This is a genomic window from Micromonospora sp. WMMB235 (genome assembly GCF_001855515.1).
Classification (GTDB): Bacteria; Actinomycetota; Actinomycetes; order Mycobacteriales; family Micromonosporaceae; genus Micromonospora; species Micromonospora aurantiaca.
The window spans coordinates 1,720,461-1,742,881 of record NZ_MDRX01000001.1; the positions used below are offsets into that span (position 1 = coordinate 1,720,461).

At 74.2% G+C, this 22,421-nt stretch carries 18 protein-coding genes; 3 read left to right on the top strand and 15 right to left on the bottom strand.

The window, feature by feature from the left end; genetic code table 11:
- Positions 1–349 precede the first annotated feature (349 nt).
- Positions 350–1,243, top strand: coding sequence for an AraC family transcriptional regulator (locus BFV98_RS07455; protein ID WP_013285684.1), 894 nt, complete (start codon positions 350–352; stop codon positions 1,241–1,243).
- An 84-nt stretch (positions 1,244–1,327) separates the two neighbouring features.
- Here BFV98_RS07455 and BFV98_RS07460 read toward each other — a convergent pair whose 3' ends face one another.
- The 14 genes from BFV98_RS07460 to BFV98_RS07525 all read right to left on the bottom strand — a co-directional run bounded on the left by BFV98_RS07460 (position 1,328) and on the right by BFV98_RS07525 (position 19,795).
- A complete protein-coding gene (locus BFV98_RS07460; RefSeq protein ID WP_013285683.1) occupies positions 1,328–1,744 on the bottom strand; it encodes an acyl-CoA thioesterase in 417 nt (138 codons plus the stop codon).
- Positions 1,741–7,593, bottom strand: a complete 5,853-nt coding sequence (locus BFV98_RS07465) for a type I polyketide synthase (protein ID WP_071095600.1) — start codon at positions 7,591–7,593, stop codon at positions 1,741–1,743. The genes BFV98_RS07460 and BFV98_RS07465 overlap by 4 nt, the downstream gene beginning before the upstream one ends.
- Entirely contained in the window at positions 7,590–8,492 is a 903-nt protein-coding gene (locus BFV98_RS07470; RefSeq protein WP_013285681.1) for a hypothetical protein, read from the bottom strand. The genes BFV98_RS07465 and BFV98_RS07470 overlap by 4 nt, the downstream gene beginning before the upstream one ends.
- 96 nt (positions 8,493–8,588) lie before the next feature.
- Positions 8,589–10,112: a phosphatase PAP2 family protein gene (locus tag BFV98_RS07475; RefSeq protein WP_071095602.1), complete on the bottom strand. Its 1,524-nt coding sequence runs from the start codon at positions 10,110–10,112 to the stop codon at positions 8,589–8,591.
- Positions 10,113–10,163: 51 nt separating this feature from the next.
- Positions 10,164–10,739 (bottom strand): nuclear transport factor 2 family protein, encoded by a 576-nt coding sequence (locus BFV98_RS07480; RefSeq protein WP_013285679.1) that lies wholly within the window; start codon positions 10,737–10,739, stop codon positions 10,164–10,166.
- Between the two features lie 187 nt (positions 10,740–10,926).
- Positions 10,927–11,373 (bottom strand): hypothetical protein, encoded by a 447-nt coding sequence (locus tag BFV98_RS07485; protein ID WP_013285678.1) that lies wholly within the window; start codon positions 11,371–11,373, stop codon positions 10,927–10,929.
- A 3-nt stretch (positions 11,374–11,376) separates the two neighbouring features.
- On the bottom strand, positions 11,377–11,847 hold the full coding sequence (locus tag BFV98_RS07490) for a hypothetical protein (protein WP_141722500.1): 471 nt from the start codon (positions 11,845–11,847) through the stop codon (positions 11,377–11,379).
- Positions 11,848–11,943: 96 nt separating this feature from the next.
- Complete coding sequence (locus BFV98_RS07495) at positions 11,944–12,591, bottom strand: hypothetical protein (protein ID WP_071095604.1); 648 nt, start codon at positions 12,589–12,591, stop codon at positions 11,944–11,946.
- Positions 12,592–12,676: 85 nt separating this feature from the next.
- On the bottom strand, positions 12,677–13,900 hold the full coding sequence (locus BFV98_RS07500; protein ID WP_013285675.1) for an L-seryl-tRNA selenium transferase: 1,224 nt from the start codon (positions 13,898–13,900) through the stop codon (positions 12,677–12,679).
- Positions 13,897–15,762, bottom strand: coding sequence for a VCBS repeat-containing protein (locus BFV98_RS07505; protein WP_071095606.1), 1,866 nt, complete (start codon positions 15,760–15,762; stop codon positions 13,897–13,899). The genes BFV98_RS07500 and BFV98_RS07505 overlap by 4 nt, the downstream gene beginning before the upstream one ends.
- A 69-nt stretch (positions 15,763–15,831) precedes the next feature.
- The gene (locus BFV98_RS07510) at positions 15,832–16,776 is read right to left on the bottom strand and encodes a DUF1702 family protein (RefSeq protein ID WP_013285673.1); all 945 of its coding nucleotides are present in this window, start codon (positions 16,774–16,776) and stop codon (positions 15,832–15,834) included.
- Between the two features lie 29 nt (positions 16,777–16,805).
- Positions 16,806–17,051: a hypothetical protein gene (locus BFV98_RS07515; RefSeq protein WP_013285672.1), complete on the bottom strand. Its 246-nt coding sequence runs from the start codon at positions 17,049–17,051 to the stop codon at positions 16,806–16,808.
- A gap of 28 nt (positions 17,052–17,079) precedes the next feature.
- Positions 17,080–17,943 (bottom strand): class I SAM-dependent methyltransferase, encoded by an 864-nt coding sequence (locus BFV98_RS07520; protein ID WP_071095608.1) that lies wholly within the window; start codon positions 17,941–17,943, stop codon positions 17,080–17,082.
- Positions 17,944–18,022: 79 nt separating this feature from the next.
- The gene (locus tag BFV98_RS07525) at positions 18,023–19,795 is read right to left on the bottom strand and encodes a DPP IV N-terminal domain-containing protein (RefSeq protein WP_013285670.1); all 1,773 of its coding nucleotides are present in this window, start codon (positions 19,793–19,795) and stop codon (positions 18,023–18,025) included.
- A gap of 283 nt (positions 19,796–20,078) precedes the next feature.
- Between BFV98_RS07525 and BFV98_RS07530 the strand changes: the two genes are divergently transcribed.
- Both BFV98_RS07530 and BFV98_RS07535 read left to right on the top strand, forming a co-directional pair.
- Positions 20,079–20,660 (top strand): nitroreductase family protein, encoded by a 582-nt coding sequence (locus BFV98_RS07530; protein ID WP_013285669.1) that lies wholly within the window; start codon positions 20,079–20,081, stop codon positions 20,658–20,660.
- The gene (locus BFV98_RS07535; protein ID WP_071095610.1) at positions 20,657–21,475 is read left to right on the top strand and encodes a class I SAM-dependent methyltransferase; all 819 of its coding nucleotides are present in this window, start codon (positions 20,657–20,659) and stop codon (positions 21,473–21,475) included. Before BFV98_RS07530 ends, BFV98_RS07535 begins: the two co-directional genes overlap by 4 nt.
- Positions 21,476–21,502: 27 nt before the next feature.
- Here BFV98_RS07535 and BFV98_RS07540 read toward each other — a convergent pair whose 3' ends face one another.
- Positions 21,503–22,357 (bottom strand): SRPBCC domain-containing protein, encoded by an 855-nt coding sequence (locus BFV98_RS07540; protein WP_013285667.1) that lies wholly within the window; start codon positions 22,355–22,357, stop codon positions 21,503–21,505.
- Positions 22,358–22,421 lie beyond the last annotated feature (64 nt).

Sequence of the window (22,421 nt, forward strand, 5' to 3'; positions counted from 1 at the left end):
TCTCCGGGGCGGACGGCGAATGCCGGCCGCCCCGGAGCCGTATCTGTGGATTCTTTGGCGGGCCGATGACGACAATCAGTGTCTTTGCCACAGTCAGGTCTTTCCGCCGTCGACATCACGCCATTGGTGAGGACATTAGCAAGATTGCGACTATACGCACAGCGTGACGAGCTGTTGACTGAACGCTCAGCGGCGCAGCCGGCAGAACGTCAGTTCGAGTGCCTGGAGGCGTACGAATCTCGGGCCTTTGTGCCCGGATGAGGACTGGTCGGCGGCAAGGAGAGACGCCCGCCCGGACTCCGTCGGACCACCGTCCGATGCTCAAGTAAATCCTAGGGGAGGCCATACGATGACCACCGCCGATCAAGCATGGCGACAGGGGGGGAACTGTATGGATTGCGCCCAATTCATGACGTGCAGCACCCTGGGCGTCTGCCTCGGCAATCCTACCGACGCGGCCCGGCTGGATTCCGTCACCCGAGCCGTCGAATACATGACTGAATATCTTTCGGAACCTCAGCGGCTGTCCGACATCGCCCAGGCCGCATTGCTCAGCCCGTTCCACTTCCACCGGGTCTTCCGACACGTCACCTCCACCACGCCCGCGCGGTTCCTGACCGCGCTACGGATGGCTCAGGCCCGGAACCTCCTTGTCAATTCGAACCTGTCGGTGACCGAGGTCTGCATGGCCGTCGGCTACTCCAGTCTCGGCACCTTCATCAGCCAGTTCACCCGGCTGACCGGGATGTCGCCGCGTCGGTTCCGGTCCGCGATGTCCGTCTTCGGCCAGGTACGACTGAGCGAGCTGACCGATCCGGCCGCCGACCGCCACTGCGCCCCGGGCCCGGTCGGCGCCGTAACCGGAGGACCGAGCGGCGGCGGGTGCGCGGTGCTGGCGCTGTACCGGTCGGAAGAGCCCGACGACGTCCCGCTGACCTACGGCGTGCTGGAGACCAACCGTCTCAGCCGCATCCGGCCGCTGGCCGACGGGGCGTACCACGCCGTGGCGCTCGGGTTCGACAAGACCTCGACGCTGTCCGACGTGCTCGGCGACAACGGCCGGCAGGTGGAGTTCGTCGGCACGGGCGGCGCACCCATCGTGGTCCGCGGCGGGCGCACCTTCCGGACCTTCCAGGTCGCGCTGCGGCGACCTCGCCCCATCGATCCTCCGCTGCAGCTCACCTCGTCGGTGCTCGCCCTCGCCCAGCGCAGGCGTCCGCAGCTGCTGGCTACCGGCAGCTGACGACGCAGGACGGCGCGTCCCCGACGAGGGGGTGCCGACACCGCGGCGCCCGACCCGTTAACCGGGTCGGGCGCCGCGACTGTGTCAGGCGGTGAAGGCCGCCAGGGCCGCCCGCAGGTCGACCGGCGGAGCGACGGGAACCGGCCCGGCCGGGGTGGGGCGCAGACAGGCCACCGTCTGCCGGCCCCGGGCCACCTCCCGCCCCGCCCGGAGGAACTCGAAGTGCATGCTCAGCCGGTGGCCCTCCCGGCCGTCGGCGCTCATCCGCACCTCGATCTCCTCCAGGCCGAAGCACTCCTCGTAGTAGTCCATCGCGCACGACACTGTCACCAGCGTCAGCTCACCTCGACGGAGCTGGTCCAGGACGGCCGGTGCGTGATCGGCGAGGAAGCGCTCCCGGCAGTGCCCCTGCCAGTGCAGGAAGTGGGCGAAGTAGACGTTGCCCACCATGTTGGTCTCGTCCAGGGTGACCACGTGCCGGTAGACGTACCAGCCGGTCATGACGCCACCGGCCGGGTCGCCACCGCCACGGCCACCCGCGTCGCCCCGTCGGCCCACGCCGGCACTGTCACCACGGTAAGGTCCCGGCCGGTCGAGACGAGCAGGCCGTCCGGCTCCGGCTCCCCGTGCGCCAGCACCTGGTCCGGGTCGGCGCCGAGCTTGACCAGCGCCTCGCGGGCGGCCCACAGCCGGGTGGCGGCCACCGCCGGGTCGTCACCGGTCCGCCGGCCGAGCTCCTCGGCGCTCGCCCGCGCGCCGTCGTCCAGCAACCCGGCCGGCGGCCGGTCGGTCACCGGTTCCCAGTCCACCCCGACCGGACGATCGGCCAGCGCGACGAGCACCTGCCCGTCGGCGTAGCTCGCCGAGGCGTACCGGCCCGGCACGTGGAGCGCGCCGGACGGCTGGTGGTCCACGTCCGCCTCGGGCACGGCGAGATGCCGGGCCAGCAGCCGGCGGGCGCCGTCCGCCTCGCGCCGGCCGGGCCCCACCACGAGTTCGACCGCGTCGACCGCGCCGGCCTCGATCAGCCGGCGGGTCAGCCACGGGCCCACCAGCTCCGCGCCGAGCCGGCCGCCGGACCTGGCCACCGCGAACTCCCGGTTGTCGCCGACCGCCCGCAGCCGTAGACCCCGCCAACGAGCCATCGGTACGCCGGCGTGCGCGACGTCCACGTCGAAGACGTACTCGTCGGCACTGTGCCGCACCTCCCGGGCCTCGACGGTGAGCCGCCCCCGCAGCGGCCGCCAGACGACCACCTCCGCCGCGCCCACCGGCAGCACCCTGCGGTGCGGCGCGCAGGCGAGCAGCGCGTGGATCGCCGCGTCGTGCCCTCCCGGGCTGCCCAGCAACAGCTCCTGCCCGAGGAAGGAGGCGAACCAGCGGTCCCGGTCGTCGGCGTCGACGGTGGCGCGCACCGCGAACGCCGAGACCGGTCCGGCGTGCGTCAGGCGGCGCATCCGTCCCTCGTGGAAGAGCACCGGGCCGTACCACGGATGCGGGGTGGTGGCCTCCCGCCCGCTGTCCACGGGTGACTCCGGCCGGTGCGCGGCGTCGTCCGCCGTGGCAGCGGCGGCCGGCGGTGCCGGCGGGTCGGTGACCGTCCCGGCGAACCGGTCCGTGGCGAAGCCGTCGGTGTCCGCGCGGATCGCCACCGCCACGTCCCCGCCGGTCTCCGCGGCCAGTGCCGCCACCCGGATCCGCCTCGTCCGGCGCTCGGGGACGTCGATCGGCGCGGCGAAGCTCGCGTCGCGGACCGCCCAGCCGGCCCGGCTTCCGGTGGTCAACGCCGCCACCTGCGCCATCGCCTCCAGTCCGAGCACGGCGGGCAGCAGCGGCGCGTCGCCGACCCGGTGCTCCCGCAGGTACGGGTCCGCCCCGACGGACAACTCCGCCTCGGTCACCGTGGCGACCTGCCCTACCCGGCCGATCACCGACTCGGCGAAGCGCAGCCGGCCCGGCTCGGGGGTGCCGGGCGCGGGCGCCGGGCTCAGGGTGCCGGACTCGGGGAAGGCAGCAGTGCAGAGCACTGTCACCGGAGCGGTCGGATCGGTGAGGATCCGCCACAGCGCCGCGACGCCGTCGTCGGGCGCGATCCCGGCCACCCCCCGGCGGCGCAGCGAGTCGAGCACGTCGAGCCGCACCCCCATGCCGATCCCGGACCAGACCGACCACTCGACGAGGTGCACCCGGGTCTCCGGGTGATCGCCGGCCCACCGTTCCACGTCGTGCCGCAGCCACTCGTTACCGATGCAGTAGGCGGCCTGCCCGGCGAGCCCCTGCCGGCCGATGATGGAACCGAACGCGAGCACCAGCCGCAGGTCCGGTCCGACCGCGTCGAGCACCGACCGGAGTCCGGTCACCTTCCCGCCCAGGTGCTCGCGGAGGTCCCCGGCAGTGACGTCGGTCAGCTGGGCCGGCCGGTTGATCCCCGCCCCGTGCACCACCGCCCGGACCGGACCCAGCCGGCCGGCGCCGAGCACCTCCCGTACCGCGTCGGGATCGGTCAGGTCGACCCGCTCGTAGCGCAACCGGTCGTCGCCGAGGACCGTGCGTAGCCGGCGCAGCGCCTCCCCGGTCTCGGCGTCCTCGGCGGGACGCCGGCCGAGGACCACCAGCCGGCATCCGGTCCGCTCGGCGACGGCCGCCGCGGCGAAGGCGGTGATTCCGGTGGCGCCACCGGTGACGACGCAGACGTCGCCGGGCCCCAGCGGCACCTCCCGGGTCTCCTCGGCGGGCCGGTGCACGGAGGTCACCAGCCGCTGGACGCCGCCGGGCCCGGCCCGCAGTTCCGCGTACCCGGCCGGCACCGCCAGCCCGGCCAGCAGGCCCACGTCCCCGTCCGCGGACACGTCGAGCACCGTCACGGCGCAGCCGGAGATCTCCGCCGCCACCGACCGGCCCACGGCGGCGGCGGCCGGGTGGTCGTCGTGCACGATCGCCAGCCGGGCCGGCCGCTGCCCGGCGATGCGGGCCAGCAGCGCGGCCACCTGCTCCGGGCCGTCGTCCGGGCCGAGCGCGACGGCGAGACCGTGCGACGTCGCCGTCCCGTCGGGTACGGCGGGGAAGACCGTGTGCAGGGGATGTCCGGTCGGCGCCTCGACCCGCCACCGCACGGAGCCGGCGGCCGGCGGCCCGGACAGCGGTCCCCGCAGCGGAACCCAGTCGTGCCGGAACAGCCGCACCCACGGCGCGAGGCCCTGCGCCGGCGCATCGTCGTCGCCGGCGGCGGGCAGTTGCGCGAGCACCTCGGCCGCCTCGGCGACTGTCGCGTCGGCCAGTGACAGGGGCGCGGCCGGGGGTTGCCGGCCCAGGGCCGCGGCGACCGCGGCGACGGTGCGGGCCACCTGCAGCGAGTTCAGGTGCAGGTCGCCGAGCAGCCGGCTGGCCGGGGTGATGCCCGCCACCGGCAGTTCCAGCTCGGCGGCGAGGTGGGCGCGCAACCGGCCGAGCGGGTCGTCGGGACGGGGAGCGGACCCGGCCGGGTCTACCGACCCGGCCGGGTCCGCCTCGGGCGGGGTCGGCGCCGGTCGAGCGGAGGCGGTCCTCACCACCGCTGCTGCGACACTCGACGGCTGCTCGACCCGGCCCGGAGGGGAGTCGCGCTCCGCGTCGGCGGACGCGGAGCGCGACCCCGGCAGCCCGGCGCGAGAGATGCCGGCTCCGCACGGGCTGCTGAGGAACGTCATGGCCGCCCCGGGCCGGAGCGGACGGTAGGGCCGCCCGTCGTACCAGGCGGCGAGGTCGCCCGCGCCGGCGACCACGACCGCGGCGGTGGCGAGGGCGAGCGAGCGCGGCGGACCGCCGCAGTCCAGGCTGACCGCCGGTACCGGCAGGAACCGGGTGACCAGCCGCGACAGCACGGTCCCCGGGCCCGCCTCGACCAGCAGGTCGCACCGCTGGCCGAGGTCGCGGGCGGCGGCGGCGAAGCGCACCGGGGCGGTGAGCTGACGGGTGAGCAGTGCCGCCAGGTCGTCGACCGTCCGCACGTCCGCGCCCGTCACGGTGGACGTCACGGACCGCGCCGGCGGGGCGAACTCGACAGTGTTCAGCTCGGCGGCCCACGCCGGCAGCGCGGGTTCCATCGCGGGGCTGTGGAAGGCGTGCGACACCGGCAACCGGATCGCCTCGACCTCGCTGTCGCGCAGCGCCGCCGCCAGCCGGGTGAGGTTCTCGTCGGCCCCGGCGAGCACCGTACGGTCGGGGGCGTTGAGCGCCGCGACCACGAGTCCGTGCTCGTCCGCCAGCCGGATCGCCCGCGTCTCGTCGACGGAGAGGCTCACCATCCCGGTGCCGGGCACACCACTGTGCTCCATCACCCGTCCGCGGGCGGCAGCCAGCGCGACGAGCCGGCCCGGGTCCAGCGCACCGGCCCAGGCGAGGGCGGTCAGCTCGCCGAGGCTGTGCCCGACGGCGCCGACCGGGGCGCAGCCGAGCCGGTCCAGCCAGGCGAGCCCGAGCAGCGACTGCCACACGACAGCCGGCTGCGCGGCCTCGGTGCCGGTGGCGCCGGTGGCCGCCGGCCCCTCGGGCAGGTCGCCGAGCAGCCGGGCCAGCGGGCCGGCGTCGTACCGCACCGGTGCTCCCTGGCCGGGCAGGAGCAGGCCCACCCGGGCGGGCGGTCCGCCACCCAACGCCACCCCCGCCGCCTCGTCCACCACGACGCGCCCGTCCCAGGTGGCGAGCAGGCCCGTCGCCGCGCGGGCCGCCGCCGACAGCTCGTCGGCGTCCCCGGCGACCAGGGCACAGCGGATCCCGGCCGTGCCGCCGGCACCGGCGGCGAGCGTCGCCGCCACGTCGCCGACCTCGGCGTCGCTGAGCGTCGCGCCCCAGCTGCCCAGCAGGTCGAGCCGTTCGGCCAGCTCCGCCGTGGTGGCCGCCTCGATCAGCAGGATCTCCGGTCGTACCGGACGGCGGGACCAGGACCGCACCGAGGGCGGGAGGCGACGGCGACCCACGGCGGCGGGATCGGCGTTCTCCACCACCACGTGGCTGTTGATCCCACCGAAGCCCATCGCGGACACCCCGGCGGCCAGCCGCCCGCCCGGCCACGGTTCCGGCTCGTCGAGCACCCGCAGGGTGGCGTCCGGCGCACGCAGCAGAGGATGCGGCGTCTCGCAGCCGGTGGTCGGCGGAAGGACCCGGTGGTACGCGGCCAGGACCGTCTTGATCAGTGCGGCCGCTCCGGCGGCCGCCTTCGTGTGCCCGATGTTCGCCTTCACCGAACCGAGCGCCGCCGCCCCGGGCGCGTGCCGCCGGATCCCGGCCAGCGTCTCCAGCTCGACCCGGTCGCCGACGGCGGTTCCGGTGCCGTGCCCCTCGATCAGGGCGATCTGCTCCGGCGCCAGTCCGGCCATCCGGTACGCGCGCCGCAGCGCCAGCGCCTGTCCCCCGGCGTCCGGGCGGGTCAGGCCCCCGGACCCGTCGGAGGACGTCGCCCATCCGGTCAGCCGCGCGTAGACGCGCAGGCCGCGCCGTTCCGCCTCGTCGGCGCGCATCAGGGCGACGATCCCGCACCCCTCCCCGGGCAGGAACCCGGTGGGCCGCTCGTCGTACACCCGCATCTCGCCGTCGGCGAGCGCGCCGAGGCGGGCGAAGCCGATCATCTCCAGCGGGTCCAGAGACAGGTCGACGCCTCCGGCGAGGGCGAAGTTCAGCTCGCCGGAGAGCAGCGCGTTGGCGGCTGTGACGACGGCCAGCAGACTCGACGCGCAGGCGCCGTCCACCGTGTAGCCGGTGCCGTGGAAGTCGAAGTGGTTGCAGATCCGGCCGGCGATGGTGTTGCTCAGGGCCCCGGCCAGCGATTCGTCGCCCGGCTCGGGGAACGCCGCCGCGATGCCGCGCCGGGCCTGGTCGACCACCTGCGCGGCGACGGCGGAGTCCACTCCGGTCTGCCGCAGCGCCGCCTCGACCGAGCGGCGTACGAACGGCCAGTGCAGCCGTACCAGGCCGGCCCGGGTGAACTCGCCGGTGAGCGAGTTGCCGAGGATCACGCCGACCCGGTCGGCGTCCAGGCCGGCGCCCGAGGGGAAGCCGGCGTCGGACAGGGCGGCCGCCGCCGTCTCCAGTGCCAGCCAGTGCGTGTGGTCGGCCGCCCGCCAGCTCGACCCGGACACGCGGAAGGCTTCACGGTCGAAGTGCCAGTCGCGCAGCAGCCCGGCCCGGCGGACGTACGTGGACTCCGGCGCGTGCGGCGCGCCGAGCCGGTGCTCGGGGTCCAGGCGCGTGGCCGGGATGGCCCGGAACGCGCGGCGGCGGGCCAGCACCGACCGCCACAGCTGTGCCGGGTCGTCGGCATCCGGGTAGCGGCAGGCCAGGCCGACGACCGCGATCTGCCGTTCGCCCGGCCTCATGCCGCCTCCCGCAGCCGGACCCGCCGGGCCCGGGCCGGCCGGCGACGGCCGATCAGGAGCAGACCCGCGCGCAGGGCGCAGGTGATGACCAGGGCGAGGAACAGCCCGTACGACACGTGCGCGAGCACCAGCAGTCCGTAGACCGCCGCGGTGCACAGCCCGAACGCCCACTGGTTGGCGCGGGCACGGGGGGTCGTCCCCGGGTCGGTGATCATGTAGTTGGTGAAGAGGATGAAGGCCAGGCCGGTCATCGGCAGCAGCGCGGCGACGAAGTCGTGGTCGAAGAGGAGGGCACGCAGCAGCGCCTGCGCGACGAACCCGGTCAGCCAACCGAGGATGAGCGGCATCTTCCCGGTGAGCTTGCCGTTGAGCAGCGTGCCGGCCATCAGGACACCGAGCGGCAGCAGCCAGTCCAGCGCACCGGAGACCCCGGCGGTGAACTGGTAGGGCGGCGCGATGCTGACCCACGGGAAGAGCACGAGGGTCAGCGCGATGCCCGCGTTGGACGGGTTGAGCACGTGCCGGGCACGGCCGTCGATCCGGATCCGCAGGACGTGGCGGGAGCCCACAGCGGCCGCGACGGCGAACAGGTACGGCCAGGGTGAGGAGTTGCCGTACAACAGCATGGCGCAGGCCAGCGCGCCGATGTGCGTGGGCAGGAGATGGTCCACCAGCCGCCGGAAGCCACCGGCGAAGGCGGGCGCGCGGCCCTCGGCCCGGGCGGCGAGCGTCTCCAGTGTCAGGTCGAGGGCGTAGCCCAGCAGGAGGGTCAGCACCGGCGTCACCGGGGCCTGCTCGAACCCGAGGAAGAGGTGACCGAGCACCGTGAGGATCGTGATGGACAGGGCGAAGCGGCGCAGGGCCGTCAGGCGGAGGTCTCTCGCGGCAGCGGACGTCACAGCGGTCACCGTTTCCGTCGGTGGATGGTCGGGTTGGAGGGCCGTCGCGCCGGCCGGCGCGCTGAGGGGAACAGCAACCGGCCGGCGCGACGGGGCTCAGATGGTGACGGACGTGCCGTCGAACCGGGTCAGGGTCAACGAGTGGTCCTCGTTGAACCAGGACTTCTGGCGCCGCAGGATCTCGATGGCCAGCGCCTCACCGAGCCGGCTGGACGCCGAGTAGTCACTGCGGTAGTGGACGCCGGCGATGTTGCGGCCGACGGCGATGTTCGCGGCGAGCTTGTTCAACTCGCCGCCGACGGTGAGCTGCCCGGCGTCCGCGCCCTCGTACGGCACCAGCGCGGTGCCGGTCGCGTCCGCCTGGACCGGGTCGGCCAGCGGGGCCGTCTCGTCGAACCACGCCTTCAGCACAGTCGCGGTGGCGGCCGCCACTGTGGCGTGACCGGCCGTGTACGAGGGGTGGGTCGGTGCCCCCTCCGGGTACGCCTGCGGGAGCAGGTGGCTCTGGTTGCGGTCGAAGACGCGCTGCACCGCCTCGGACTCCAGCAGTTCCCGGTCGAGGAAGTCGTACCGGTGCAGACCGGTCAGGTGGGCGTGGACCCGCCCGCCGACCGCCTCCGGCCGCAGCCTGCGGTGCACGTACCACTTCTGCCACCAGGCGGTTCGTAGCGCGCGGGCGGCGACCGAGGTGATCAGGTCGAACAGGTGCGGCATGCCGAAGGTCGCGAAGCCGTCCTGGTTCGAGGACCAGTGGTACGGCAGGTTCGCGTCCAGCGGCGCCCGCTCCCGCAGCAGGATCAGCCCGGCGTTCAGGAAGGGCTGGAACGGGCTGGCGTCCGCGTCGAAGTGGACGTAGTGGCTCAGGTCGCGGGGCGTACGCAGGTACCGGGTCTCGGTCCGGTTCCGGTCGCCGGGGGCCAGTCCCCGGGACAACCCCCGCTGCACCGCGAGCCAGGTGGGGAACGTGGTGACGTAGTCCCGCCCTGGCTGCACGGTGTCCTGCCGCTGGGAGTAGTGATGGGTGCCGAACTGCACGTCGCGCAGGAGGAACTGCGAGATGTACGGCCCGATCCGGTCCTGCGGGGTGTCACCGCGGAAAAGCGTGCGGGTGGTCACCACCCCGCCTTCCTTCGGGCCGCGGAAGTCCGACATCCGGGACAGGTCGGCGGCGGCCGACGCGACCAGCGGATCGGTGTCGAACTGGTCGAACGGCACGTCCCGGGTCAGCGCCATCCAGTAGAGCTCGGCCATGTCGCCGGAGTTCTCCGGACTGTCGAGCCGGGGCGCCGGCGGCGCGGTGAAGGAGGTGGCGTCGATGCCGTCGGCGTTCGCCGCCAGCCCGCCCTGGGGATTGGTCAGCTTGCGGGCACCGGCCGGGTCCAGCGGGATCGACTCGAAGTCCGCCGGGTCGGCGCTGTTGACCGCCCGCAGCAGCCGCCGGTACGCCTCCGGGTCCACCTCACCCGTGTCGTCGTGCGGCAGCCCCTTGCTGTAGCAGGCGACGTATCCCGGGTAGATGTTCTCCTCTCCGTTGTTGACGTGCTCGGTCGGATCCGGGCCGGCGGTGCGGCCGCCGGTCACCGGCGGCTGCCGTCGCGAACTTCCTGACGAGGTACTCACTGCACACACCTTTCTGCTGCGGCTTCGGACGAACAGCCGCCGGCGGACACGTCAGTCCGCGACCGGGGTGCCGGTCGCCGGGGCGCCATCGAGCGGGATCCGCACGCCGTTGGCGTTGACCCGGAAGCGCGGGGCGGCGGCCGACATGTGCCAGTGCAGCCACTTCCAGCCCTCGGCCGTGCGGATGGCCACGGCCGAGGCGCGCAGCGGCTGGTGCTCGAAGGTGCCGTCGGTTCGGGCGATGACGACGTCGCCGTCCTCGCGGGTCAGACCGATGGTGGAACTGGCCAGCACCTGGCTCACCGAGACCGACTTGTTCTGCGTCTCGCCGTCGGCCGGGAACAGCGTGTCGAGGTACTCACGCATGGCGGCCTTCTCGGTGATGGTCACCGCGTGTCCCTCGGCGGAGGTGAGTTCGTAGGTGGTGAATTCCTCGGCCAGGCTGTCGACGATGGCGTCCGCGTTCTTCTCCGCGAAGGCGGTCTGGAGGTCGTTGAGAAGCTGCCGGACCTCGATCTCGGCCTGCGGGTCGGGCCGGAAGACACCGGCTCCGCCACCCGCGGCGTCGGCGAAGACACCGCCGAGGAAGTCGCCGAGCTGGCGGCCGAAGTTCTGTACCTCTGTCATTTCTGCGCCATTCCTCTCTGGATGTTCTCGGGACGGATACCGCCCGCCCGTGAACAGTGGGAAACAATCGGTCCGGTGCGACCGTTCTCGTGCGGCGATCGGTACGTCTGTTGTAGATCGCGCGGGTGGTGGGGAACTTCTTCCGCCTTGCGGTGCGCCGGGACCGGCGCCCGGGCGGGCCGGCCGGTCAGTCCCCGGCGGACGGGCCGGGACGGTGCCGGTCCCGGACGGCCTGCACCTCGGCCCGCAACTGCACGATCTGCCCGCGCAGGTCGGCGATGACCAGCTGGGCGCTCTCCCGGACGCCGGCCACCTCGTCCCGCGTCTCCTGGCGGACCCGGGCGAGCTCGGACCGGTGTTCCTGGAGCAGGCGCTGACGGTCGTCACGGGCCTCGTCGAGGGTGCGCTGCCAGCGCTCCAGCAGCTCGTTGCGCTCCATGATGATCGCGGCCTGGGCCTGTTCGTGGGCCGTGGACAGGGCCTGCTCGACGACGAGGGCCTCGTCCCGTGCCGCCTCGGCGAGACGTGCCTCCTCGCGGCTGCGTTCGACCCGGGCGATGTGCCGGGTGCCCAGGTAGGTCAGGATCGCGGTGCAGACGGCGGCGATCGGTGTCCCCACGGACTGCCAGTCCACCGGTCACCTCCCTCGCGCCACGCTCGACAGGCCCGTGGCCTCCGCGCGGGCGACGATCCGCAGGCAGTTCATCGCCAGCCAGGCGAGGGCCAGCTCGGTGAGCCAGACGGAGGACCGCCAGTCGGCGAGCATCGACTCGACCGCGGCGAACACCCACCAGGCGGCCGCCGCGGCCACGATCCGCCGCTGATGCCGGCGTAGTCGGCCGAACAGATTCATGACCTGCGCGGCGAGCAGGAGGGTGGCGAGGCCCGGGGCGAGCACACGGAACACCTCCCGCAGTCGCTGTGGCATCGCCCCGAGTTCTGCGATCACCAGCCCGGGTTCGGCCCAGAGCACGGCGGCCTGCACGGCGACGGCGACGGCCAGCACCAGGCCACCGGGCAGCCGGCGGAGGTGGTCACCACCCCGGGCGGTCCGTGGTTCGCGCTCCGGTGCGAAGCGGCGGCGGTCTCGGACGTGTGAGGTGGGCATCGGTGCCTACCACGATCCGTGGTCATCGGAACTCGACCGCCCGGACGGGCACGGCAGGGTTGCATACATGGTGGATCCCTCTCTCTGGCTGCGTTGTCACGCGTACGGCCGGATCTCCCACCTCCCGACGGACTCCGCCTCCCGGACCCCGACCACCTCTCGCGCGCTCAGGTCGACCGACGCCTGGCCGAGTCGTACCGGCCGGTCGGTCGCCGACCAGAAGAAGAACGTGTAGAGGCGGTGGCCCCGGCGCGGGTGGCCCGCGCCGATCGCCGCCCGGGAGATCCTCGGCACCACGACCCATCGGCTCGCCTGAGCGAGCGGGCCGAGCCGGCCGGCCGTGCGGATCAGGTCGAGCGCCTCGGCCAGCTCGGACCGGGTCAGTGGCGGACGGGCCCGGGCCCGTCCGGTGACCGCCGTGAGGCGGCCGGACGGCAGGTCGAGGAAGAACTCCAGCAGCAGGTCCGAGTCGTAGTCGTAGAGCCGGATCCGGGCCGTGCCGGCGTGCCGCCGGGACGTCCGGAACCACGAACGGGCCGGCGCCGGCACCACCTCCACGTCGAGCAGGTGGTGCCGGACGCCGGCCAGTCTGGTCCGGGCCGCCGGGTGGGCGTACAGCAGACGCACCAGGCGGGTCTTGAGCCGGTCGGCGGCGGCGAGCAGGTCCTGTGGATCCCGCTCACTCGTCCGTACGCCCGCGAGCAGATGCCGGGCGCAACGGCCGAGACGTGCCGAACCGGTCATGGGCTTCCTCCGTCATCGGGGGGTGGGTTCCTCCTTTCTATGCGTCGGCGTGCCGGGGCGACTTCTCGCGGATTGCCCTACCTGATCAAGGGCGGGACGCGGCCGCGAGCACCGCCACGACCAGGTCGGTGTCGTTGCCGGCGGGCACCGGGCGCAGGTCGAGCAACAGGTGTCCGTCCCGCAGCTCGCCCACCACGGCCGGGTCTCCCACGCGCAACCGGCCGGCGAGCCGCTGGTCGACCGCCACCGCGAAGCTGTGCAGCCGGGTGCTGGCGCCGCTGAGCACCGTGACGTGGGACTCGACCAGCTCGGCGGGGACTCCCCCGGCCCGCAGGGCGCCGACGAGCGACTCGCCCCGGGCCCGCAGGTCGTCGGGGGCGGCCCGGACGGCGGCGAGCGTCGGTGTGCCGCCGTGGGCGACCGTCGCACGGAGCGCGGCCAGGGCCAGTTTGTCCGCCTGCATCGCCCGGGCGAGCGGATGTCGCCGCACCTGTTCGATCACCGCCCGGTCGCCGAGCAGCAGCCCGGTCTGCGGACCGCCCAGCAACTTGTCGCCGCCGGCGGTGACCAGCGTGGCGCCCTGCCGCAGGGCGGTCTCCGCGTCCGGCTCACCGGGCAGCGCGGGCTCGGGACGCAGGAGGCCGGAGCTGATGTCCGCGATCACCGGGACGTGCAGGCCGGCCAGGGCCGCCACGTCCGGCCGGTCCGCCGGGGCGTCCGTGGCGGAGCGGCCCGGCACCAGGGTGAGCACGCACCCGGTGCCGGACCACACCGCCTGCCGGTAGTCCTCCAGCACCGCACCGTCCGCCGTACCGACCGGGCAGAGCCGGGCACCGGTCGAGGTGAGCAGTTCGGGCAGGCGGAAGCCGTCCCGGATCTCGTACAGCTCCCGCCGGCTGATCACCAGTTCCCGGCCGGGCGCGAGCACCGTCGCGGCGAGCACCAGCGCGGCCGGGTTGCTGTTGACCACGTAGGCCGCCGCGGCCGTCGGCACCGCGGCGAGCAGGGCGGCGACCGTCTCCCGGCCGCGCCGCCCCCGCTGCCCGTTGTGCAGGTCGTACTCCAGGTCGGTGCAGCCGGAGGCCACCGCCACCGCGCGCCGGGCCGAACCGGAGAGGACGGCCCGGCCGAGGCCGGGGTGCACCAGGACGCTCGTCGCGTTGATGACGTGGCGGGGCGTGTCCCCCGCGGCCGGCGGCCCGCACGGCAGCGGGTCCTGGTTCCGTTCGCCGGGTGGGCGGGCGGCGGCGGTCCGCGGCGGGTCGAGGAGGGCCGGTGTCGCGACGGGCCGGCTCGTCCGGGCCCTCATCGCGTTGTCACCCGGCCGTCGTCGTGCATCACCAGTTCGTGCCGGCCCGGCGCCAGCCGCACCTCCGCCGTCCGCACCCCGCCGGCCGTACGCCAGGACAGCGTGAACGGGGCTTCCCGGTCGACGGCGAAGAAGAGTTCCGTGCTGGAGGCGCCGGCGTGACCGTTGCTGGGGTAGAGCTGAGCGCGAAGGGCCGGCCGGCCCTCGCCGGGCCGGACGACCACCGAGGCGCCGAGCGCGGGAGTGGGCTGCCGTCCGTCCGCGCCGGCGCGCAGCAGGACCAGCGTGGCCCGGCCGACCGACCGGGACCGGTTCATCAGCAGCCGGCTGTCCTGCCACTGGTTCGCCACCAGCGCGTCCGGGCGGCCGTCCGCGTCCACGTCTCCGACGGCGATGCCACGGCTGACGTCGAGGTGACCGAGACCGCTCCGGGCGGCCACGTCGACGTACCGTCCGTCGGGCCCCCGCGTCCAGAGCACGTTCGCCTGGTGGCCCGACACGTCGTCACCCGGGCGGAAGTGTGGCCAGGCCCACGGGTGCTGGAGCACCTGGTCGTTGGCCATCGCGAGTTCCTGGAGTTCGGGCCAGCGCCACCGGTCCCCGGCCATGAAGCCGGTCGCCTGGAACAACTCGTCGGTGCCGTCGCCGTCGAAGTCGACGGCCTTGACGTCCCAGCCCCAGCCGCTGCGGGACAGGCCCAGGGGTTCACTGCGGTCCCGGTACGGCAGCCGGCCGTCGAGCAGGTCGGAGCCCTTACCGGTCGGGGTGAAGGCGAAGTTGCTCTCCTGCAGCCCCCAGGGTGTCGTGATGTTGCTGACCACGATGGTCGGCAGGTCGGCGCCGTCCGGGTAGGTGTAGGCCACGCCCATGCCCTTGAACGAGTCCCGGCCCAGCACCTTCGACTTCGGCGTCGACGCGGTCCGCTCGCCCCGGACCGGGCGCAGGTCGAGCCGCCCCGGCCGGGAGTGGTTCACCAGGAGGTGGTCCGGGCCGAAGTCGTTGGCGAGGTATACCTCGGGCCGCAGGTCCCCGGTCAGGTCCTGCATCCCGATGGCGAGCGTCCAGGAACGAGCGACCCGGTCGGGCACTCCGGTGGACGCGTCGAGCCAGGCCGGCGCCGTGTCGGGGGCACCGGGGCGGGAGAGGAAGGCCCGGTTCGTGCCGCCGTTGCCGGCGTCCGCCATGCCCGCCTGCATCCGCATCCGCCCGTCCCCGGCGGCCTCCGGATCGAGCACCCGGGCACCGTCCGGGAAGTAGTTGCCGACCAGGATGTCGGCCGCGCCGTCACCGTCCAGGTCGCCCACCGCGAGCGCGGTGGTGTTCCACACCTGCGGCGGCTGGACCAGTTCCACCGGGCGCCATCCCTCGGCGACCCGCAGGAACTGCACCGGGGAACGGCCCCAGTAGTAGACGACGAGATCGCTGTCGCCGTCCGCGTCGAGGTCCGCCGGGACGCAGCCCATCGGCGCGACGCGGTCGATCGGGCCCGGCGGCGCGACGAGCGACGCCGGCGGATAGCGCTCCCCGGTGCCTGGTGCCGGGAAGACCCGCGCCGAGTCGTCCCGCGGATCGACGAGGCACACGTCGTCCTGGCGCCGGTTGCCGTCGGCGTCGAGGAGCGCGACCGCGGCGCCCACCGCGGAGATCCAGGACCGGATGCCCGACAGCTCGGGCGCGACGTCACGAACGTTCCTGGCCCCGGCAGGGGCGGTGTTCAGCGGGCGTACGTCGAAAGCGAAGCGGGCGGCCAGCACGGCGGCCTCGCGAGGGCTCGGCGACGGCCGGACGGTGAGCACGCCGAGGACGGCGACCAGCACGATCACCAGTGCTCCGGGCAGCATGCGACGCGGTGACAAGGACATGGGGTTTCTCCCTGCTCGTGGCGGCGGGCGCCGCCGGCGGGTGCGGATCGGGACCGGTGGAGCCGAGGCTCAGCCGGCCGCCGCGGTTGCCCGGCGGCGGATCTCCCGCTGCCACCACCGGTAGGAGTCGATCTCGGGGCCGAGGGCGAGGGCGGAATCTCGGGAGTCCCGTGCCCAGTTGGCGGCCGTGTCGGCCGGTACGCCGGTGAGCGCGGCCACGGCCGCCGCCGTGTGCGCAGGCACATGACCGGCGGTGCGCCGGGCCTCGGCCGCGAAGGCGGCGCCCTGGGCCAGCGCGGCGCGCTCCTTGCCGTCCAGCGTCTGGAGGTGTTCGAACTGGCGGTCCGAGCAGCCGCCCGCGTAGCAGACGGCAAGGCCGACACCGGCCCACAACTCGGGCCGCAGGCCCGGTGGGAACCCTTCTATCTGCCGGCCGATCGCCGGGACGTCACCACACTCGACGAACCACAGGCTGCGGCCCAGCCCTTGCCGGAGCACCGTCTGGACGGGATCGTCGCGGTCCGGCCGGCGGGCCAGCCGGCGGATCGCGCCCGGCCCGCCGAAGAAGCCGCGGGCGAACCCGGCGCCGTCCAGGGCGAGCCAGCGCAGCAGCGGGTCGAGCGGCAGCCGGCGGTGGACGGTCCGCCAGGGCAGCACGGCGGCCGCCCAGCCGGCCCCGACGTGGACGAGGTGGACGAAGCCCGCGCCGGGGCCGTCGAGCAGGTGCCCCAGCCGGGTCTGCCGGCCGTCCCGGCTCCCCGGTGCCGGGGCCCGGCGCGGCGTGGCGAGGTCGGCCAGGGCCGCGGCCAGCGCGGCCCCCTCGTACGCGAACCCGCGGTTGACGGGTTCGATCAGTGCCAGTTCCTCGTGGATGTCGCGGCGTCCGGCACGCCGCAGCCGGTAGCCCTCGACGAAGGCGAGCGCGCGGGTCTGCAGGAGCAGCCGGCTGGTCACCTCCCCGCGCCGGTGTCGCCGCCCGGCGAGTTCGACGAGCGCCGGCGACAGGGGCGGCACGAGCAGACGCCCCTGTCCCCTGCCGCTTGTCACCGGTAGGACCGATCGTCGTCCGGCCCTCCGCCGGCGGGGGCGAGCCGCCGGCCGTGCGCGTCCCGGGGGTCGCTCAGGGGCGTCACCAGCCGGCGGGTGATCACCCCGAAGGCGGCGGCGACAGCGGCGTTCACGGCGGCGATCTGGGCGCAGGACCACCCGATCACCCCGAACGCGGCCAGGAGGTTGAACAGGGCGAAGAGTGCCACCTGGAGGATGACGGGCTCACGCTTGAAGATCATGTCTGCTCCGTTCGTTGTCGAGGGCAGGTCAGGCCGCCTGGCGGGCGGTGGCCCGACGGGGCCGACGGGCGAGCCCGTGCCAGTACGTGAGCTGCCCGCTCCGATAGGCGTCGAGGTAGAAGTCGGTGGCCGTGCGCCACTCCGCGAGTTCCTCCGCCGTCACCACTGCGGCGAGTTCGCCGGCCCGCTCGGTGGTCGCGTCGGCGATGGTCTGGAAGCAGGCGACGGCGGTGTCGGTCGCGTCGACCAGGTGCACGTCCACCAGGCCCGCCGCGGTGAACAGGTCGTCCGACCGCGAACCGCCGGGCAGCGGGCGCAGCCCGTCGAGGTCCCAGGCGCGGCGTTGCGTCGCCGCGGTCATCTCCGGCCCCGCCAGGGTGTCCGCGAAGACCAGCCACCCGGCCGAGCACAACGCCCGGCGGGCGTTGCGCAGTGCCGCCACCGGGTCCGACAGCAGGGACAGCGAGTCGACTACCAGCGCCAGGTCGTAGAGCCGGTCCGGTTGCCACCTGGTCACGTCGCCCTCCACGAACGACACCCGGGCCATCCCCGGGCCCGCGTCGGCGCGTGCCCGGCGGGCGCAGGCGAGCTGGGCGGCGTTCAGCTCCACGCCGGTGACGGCGCACCCGGTCCGCTGGTTGAGGTACCGTGCGACCGCGCCGGTGCCGGAGCAGAGTTCGAGCACATGGGTCAGCGGGCCGACCCGGAAGGTCGCCGCGACGTCGTCGAGCAGGCGTGCCCCGGCGATGTTGGTGAACTCCCACCCGGCGTGGACCGGCTCGTAGACGGTCGTCCGCCAGAGCGGGCCGGTCACGGTGTCGTAGATGCGGTTCTTGTCGTCCTCGTCCGGGGCGGCGTTCTCCCGCGACGCCCCCGGCGGTGCTCCGGTCATCTCCTGCTCCTCCTGTCACACGCGTCGGCTGATCGCGCGGTCATCGCCCACCCGACCGGATGGGACGGCGTCACATCCGTCATCTGCGGCGGGTGTCGACGGGGCTGCGCACCGGACCGAGCGGCGGCTGCTCGATCACCCCCGCCGGCGCGGTCGCGGCGACCAGCGGGCGGCCGAGCGGCGCGAGCGGCGAGTCGGCGGCCCAGACGTTCTCCGCGAGCCAGTACTCGACTGTGGTGCGGGTACGGGTGAAGAGCACCTGCTCGCCGTCGGCGGACGGCACGGGGTAGCGGACGCCCGGCCCCGCCTCGGTCACCACCCGGCCGGTGCCGTCGGGTAGCTGCTCGTACAGTTCCTCGACCTTCGAGGCGACCATCGTCGACAGGATCCGGCCGTCCGCCGTGGACCGCGGGTTGTTCCGCTCCACGTAGTCCGGACCGGCCAGCGTCAGCAGTTCGCCGCTGTCCAGGTCGATGCGGTAGAAGCCCCAGGTCCAGTTCCCTCCCCGGGTGGACATGAAGACGACGCCGCGCCCGTCGGGGGTGAAGGCCGGCGCCTCGTCCCACCAGCTGTCCTCGGTGAGGTTGGTGATCCGGCCGCTGTCGAGGTCGAGGACGAGCAGGTTCGCCTCGAACGGCTCCGTCTCGCTGCGGAACACCAGGCGCCGCCCGTCCGGCGCGAAGGAGACGGGCGCGTGCAGTCCCCGCAGGTCGTCACGGTCGGCCGTCCAGACGCGCGGCTGCCCGCCCGCCACGTCGACCGTCGCGATCTCCCATCGCGAGGTGGGGTCGGGCCGGAGCGCGCAGGCGATCGTCCGGCCGTCCGGGGACCACGAGGGGAAGGCGGCCTCGCCGGCCGGCACCGGCTGGGACACCCCGGTCGCCAGGTCCAGGATGCGCAGCGCCGAGCGGCCGTCCGCCTCGGTGCCGTACACGATCCGGCGGCCGTCCGGCGCGAAGGACGCGTACCGGGGCTTCTCCTCGGCCGGCACGAGTTCCCGTACCGCCTTCGTCCGCCGGTCCCACACCGCGATGCCCGCGCCCTCGTCGACCAGCCGGTGGAAGAAGAGGTGGTTCCCGTCCCGGGTCCAGGTGGGCCACCGGTCGTCCGCGCCGGTGACGACGAGCGGCCGGCCCACCCCGTCGGCGAGCCGCTGCACCCAGATGACGGACCGCCCCTCGTCGCTGCGGGAGAAGGCGACCGCCGGCCGGGTCGGGCAGATGGTCGGCTTGTAGTCCCACGAGGAGCCGTCGGTGACCGGGATCGCCTCCCCGGTCCGGCTGTCCAGCAACCACACCGCTCCCGCGCCGGTGTCGTACGAGTGGCAGACCAGCCAGCGTCCGTCCGGCGCCCAGGAGCAGGCGCCGGCGCGGCCGGGCTCGGTGGTCACCCGGCGAGGCGCGCCGCCGTCGGCGGACACCACCAGGAAGTGCCGCCTGCCCCAGGGCCCGCCGACGTAGGCGACGGTCCGGCCGTCCGGTGACCAGGAGGGGTACTCCTCCTCGTGTCCGGCCGAGGTCAGCTGGCGGGTCTGGCCGTCGCTGAGCCGGTACAGCCAGATCGCCTTGTGACCACCGCGGGAGGAGGTGAAGGCCAGCTGCTCGTTGTCCGGCGACCACTGCGCCTCGATGTCGTCACCGGTACCCCAGGTGCCCTGCTGCCATTTCCCCGTACGCAGATCGAAGAACCACAGATTGACCGATCCGTTTCGCTTGGAGGAGGCGACGAATCTGGTTCCGTCGGGCGATATCGCCCCGTCCCCGGAACCGTTCGGATCGGCGGCGAGAAGCCGGAGGCGGAATCCGTCCGTTCCCGCTCCGGCGATTCCTGCGCCCCGGGCCGCCCGCTTCACGACACCGGCCGGTCACGACGGACCGAACCATCGGATCGGCGACGGGCCGCTGAACTGAATCGCACGCCAAACCTCCCTGAATCACACGTCACTGGCTTGCGGCGGCATCCCGGCGCAGCGATCAATTCGTACCGGGGCGACGCGAGCCCGAACTTCTCGGATCTTGCTCGTATCGACGGACGACGCTTGAGCAAGATGCGAGTGGAACGCCGTTGTCCGGCGGCCTTGAATGGTGCGGAACCGCCGGGCGTCCGGCCGGCCGACCAGGGAGGGATCTCCACGCGTGAATGGACTTTCGGCCACGAACGGCGTGGTGCACCCGTTACTCACGCCCCCGGCCAGCACGCAGATCTTCGACGGTTCGGCGCTGCCCTGGACCCGGTTGGCGGGACTGCTGGAGGCCGCCCGGTGGACCGCCTCCAGCTGGAACCGGCAGCCCTGGCGCTTCGTCGTCGGGCGCAACGGCGACCGCACCTTCCAGGAGATGCACGGCGCGCTCACCCCGGCGAACCGCACGATCGCCGGCGACGCCGGGGCGCTGGTCCTGGCCCTGCGTCAGGTCCGCGGCGTCGACGGCGCTCCGCTGATCGGCACCGAGTACGAGCTGGGCCTCGCGGTCGCCCGGCTCAGCGTGCAGGCACGGGCCACCGGCTGGCACACCGTGCAGCTCGGCGGCTTCCGCCGTCGTGCCCTGGTGGCGGCGTTCGAGGTGCCTGCGGAGTTCGAGCCGTTCGTCGTACTCGCCGTGGGGCGGGCCACCGCCGACCCCTCCCGGACTCCCGTGCCCCGCTCCCGGCTGCCGCTGGCGGACATCGTCTTCACCGGCAGCTGGGGCGCGCCGTCGGACGGAGAGGGGCTCTCGTGACCGGCACGCCCGACCCGGCCGCACCGGCCACCGCCACCCCGGCCGCCTGCGCGCCGGCCTGGCCCGGCGACTGGGCCACCGACGGCCTGTGGCGGCTGGTCTGGTTCGGGCCGGCCCACCAGGGCTGGGAGTTCGGCTCGTACGCCGGTCCGGCACTGCTCGACCGGGCGGTCGAGGAGCTGCCGCTGCACGCCTCGGACCGGGTCCTGCACCTCGGCTCCGACGGCGGGGAGACGTCCCGGTACCTCGCCCTGGGGACGGGCTGTGCGGTGACCGCTGTGGAGCCGGACCCGGTCCGGCGCGGTCACGCCCGGCGCCGCGCCCGGGCGTTGCCGCCCGACGTCGCCGCGCGCGTACGGATCGCCGGATCCACGTCGGAGGGCGCCTCCGGCCCACCCTTCGACCGGGTGCTGGTGCTGCAACCGGCCCGCACCGGGGACGACCTGGGGGCAGTGCTTCGTCAGGCCGCCCTCGCGGCGCGCCCCGGGGGACGGATCCTGCTCGGCGAGCTGGTCCACCATCGTCCCGGCCGGCCCCGCGGCGCCGCCCCGAACGGGTTGGAGGTCCGGCTGCGGCAGGCCGGCTTCGCCGGACCGCGGTCGGTCGACATCACGGACGAAGCGGTGGACGCGCTGCGCACGGCGCAACTGACCCTGATCCGGCGCCGCCACGAGGTGCTGCGTCACCTCCCGCCCGCCGCCGCCGACCAGTTCCTCGCACTGATCCTCACCGCGCAGGCCGACCTGCGCGAGGGCCGGTCCCGGTTCTGGGCGGTGAGCGCGACCCGGACGTCCCCGGTACCCGGCCGGGTGTGACCCGTCGCCGTGCGGGCGGGCGCCGCGTCAGCCGACCGGCTCGTCCTGCCACACGCTGCGCTGCCAGTCCTGGCCGGACGCGAGCATCCGTTGCAGGTCGATGAGGAAGTTCTCCCAGCCGATCTGGTGTCGATCGGCCGGGCGGCCGCCCAGGTCGTGCTGCACCCGCACGGTGGTGCCGCGCCCGCAGGGACGCAGCGTCCACCTCACGACGCTGTCCCGGTGCCCACGTTCCCGCCAGGTGTACGCCAGCGACCGGGAGGGCTCCAGGTCGACGATGGACCGGGGACCGAGGTCGTCCCCCCAGCCGAAGTCGTACCGGCCGCCGACCCTGGGCGAGACCACCGCGGTGGCGGCGATCCACCGCTCCAGCTCCGCCGGCACCGTCAGCGCCGCGTACACCCGCCGGGCGGGGACGGCCAGTGTCGCCTCTGCCCGGGCCGTGCCGCGCCGGGGCCGCGCGAAGTCGTGCCGGACGACCGGGCGGCCCTCCAGGTGGTTGGCGAGGTTGCCGGCGGCCAGGCACCAGAAGTCCAGGGCGGAGGGGTCGTCGGGGCCGCCGCCCGGAGGCGACCACTGGACGAACCGGACGCCGGTGCGCCCGGTCGGCACCGACACCAGCTCGATCTCCACCGGCGAACCGGCGCCGGCCTCCCAGCAGAGCGCCAGCCGCCGGCCCGGTTGCGCATCGATCGTCCGCAGGGCGCCGCTGGCCCATCTCGGGGTGAAGCTTCCATCGGTACGGAAGCAGCCCGCGTCGGGCTGCGTCTCCACCCGCTCGGCGAACCAGCCGGCCAGCGCCTCGTGATCGGTCAGCGCGGCGTAGACGGCCGACCGGCGGGCGTTGACGGTCGTGGACACCATCAGACGTGCCGGTGCCATGGCAGCTCCCTCCACCGAGCGGTCCGACACGAGGTGGGAAGATCCTCCGGCAACTTCGCATCCC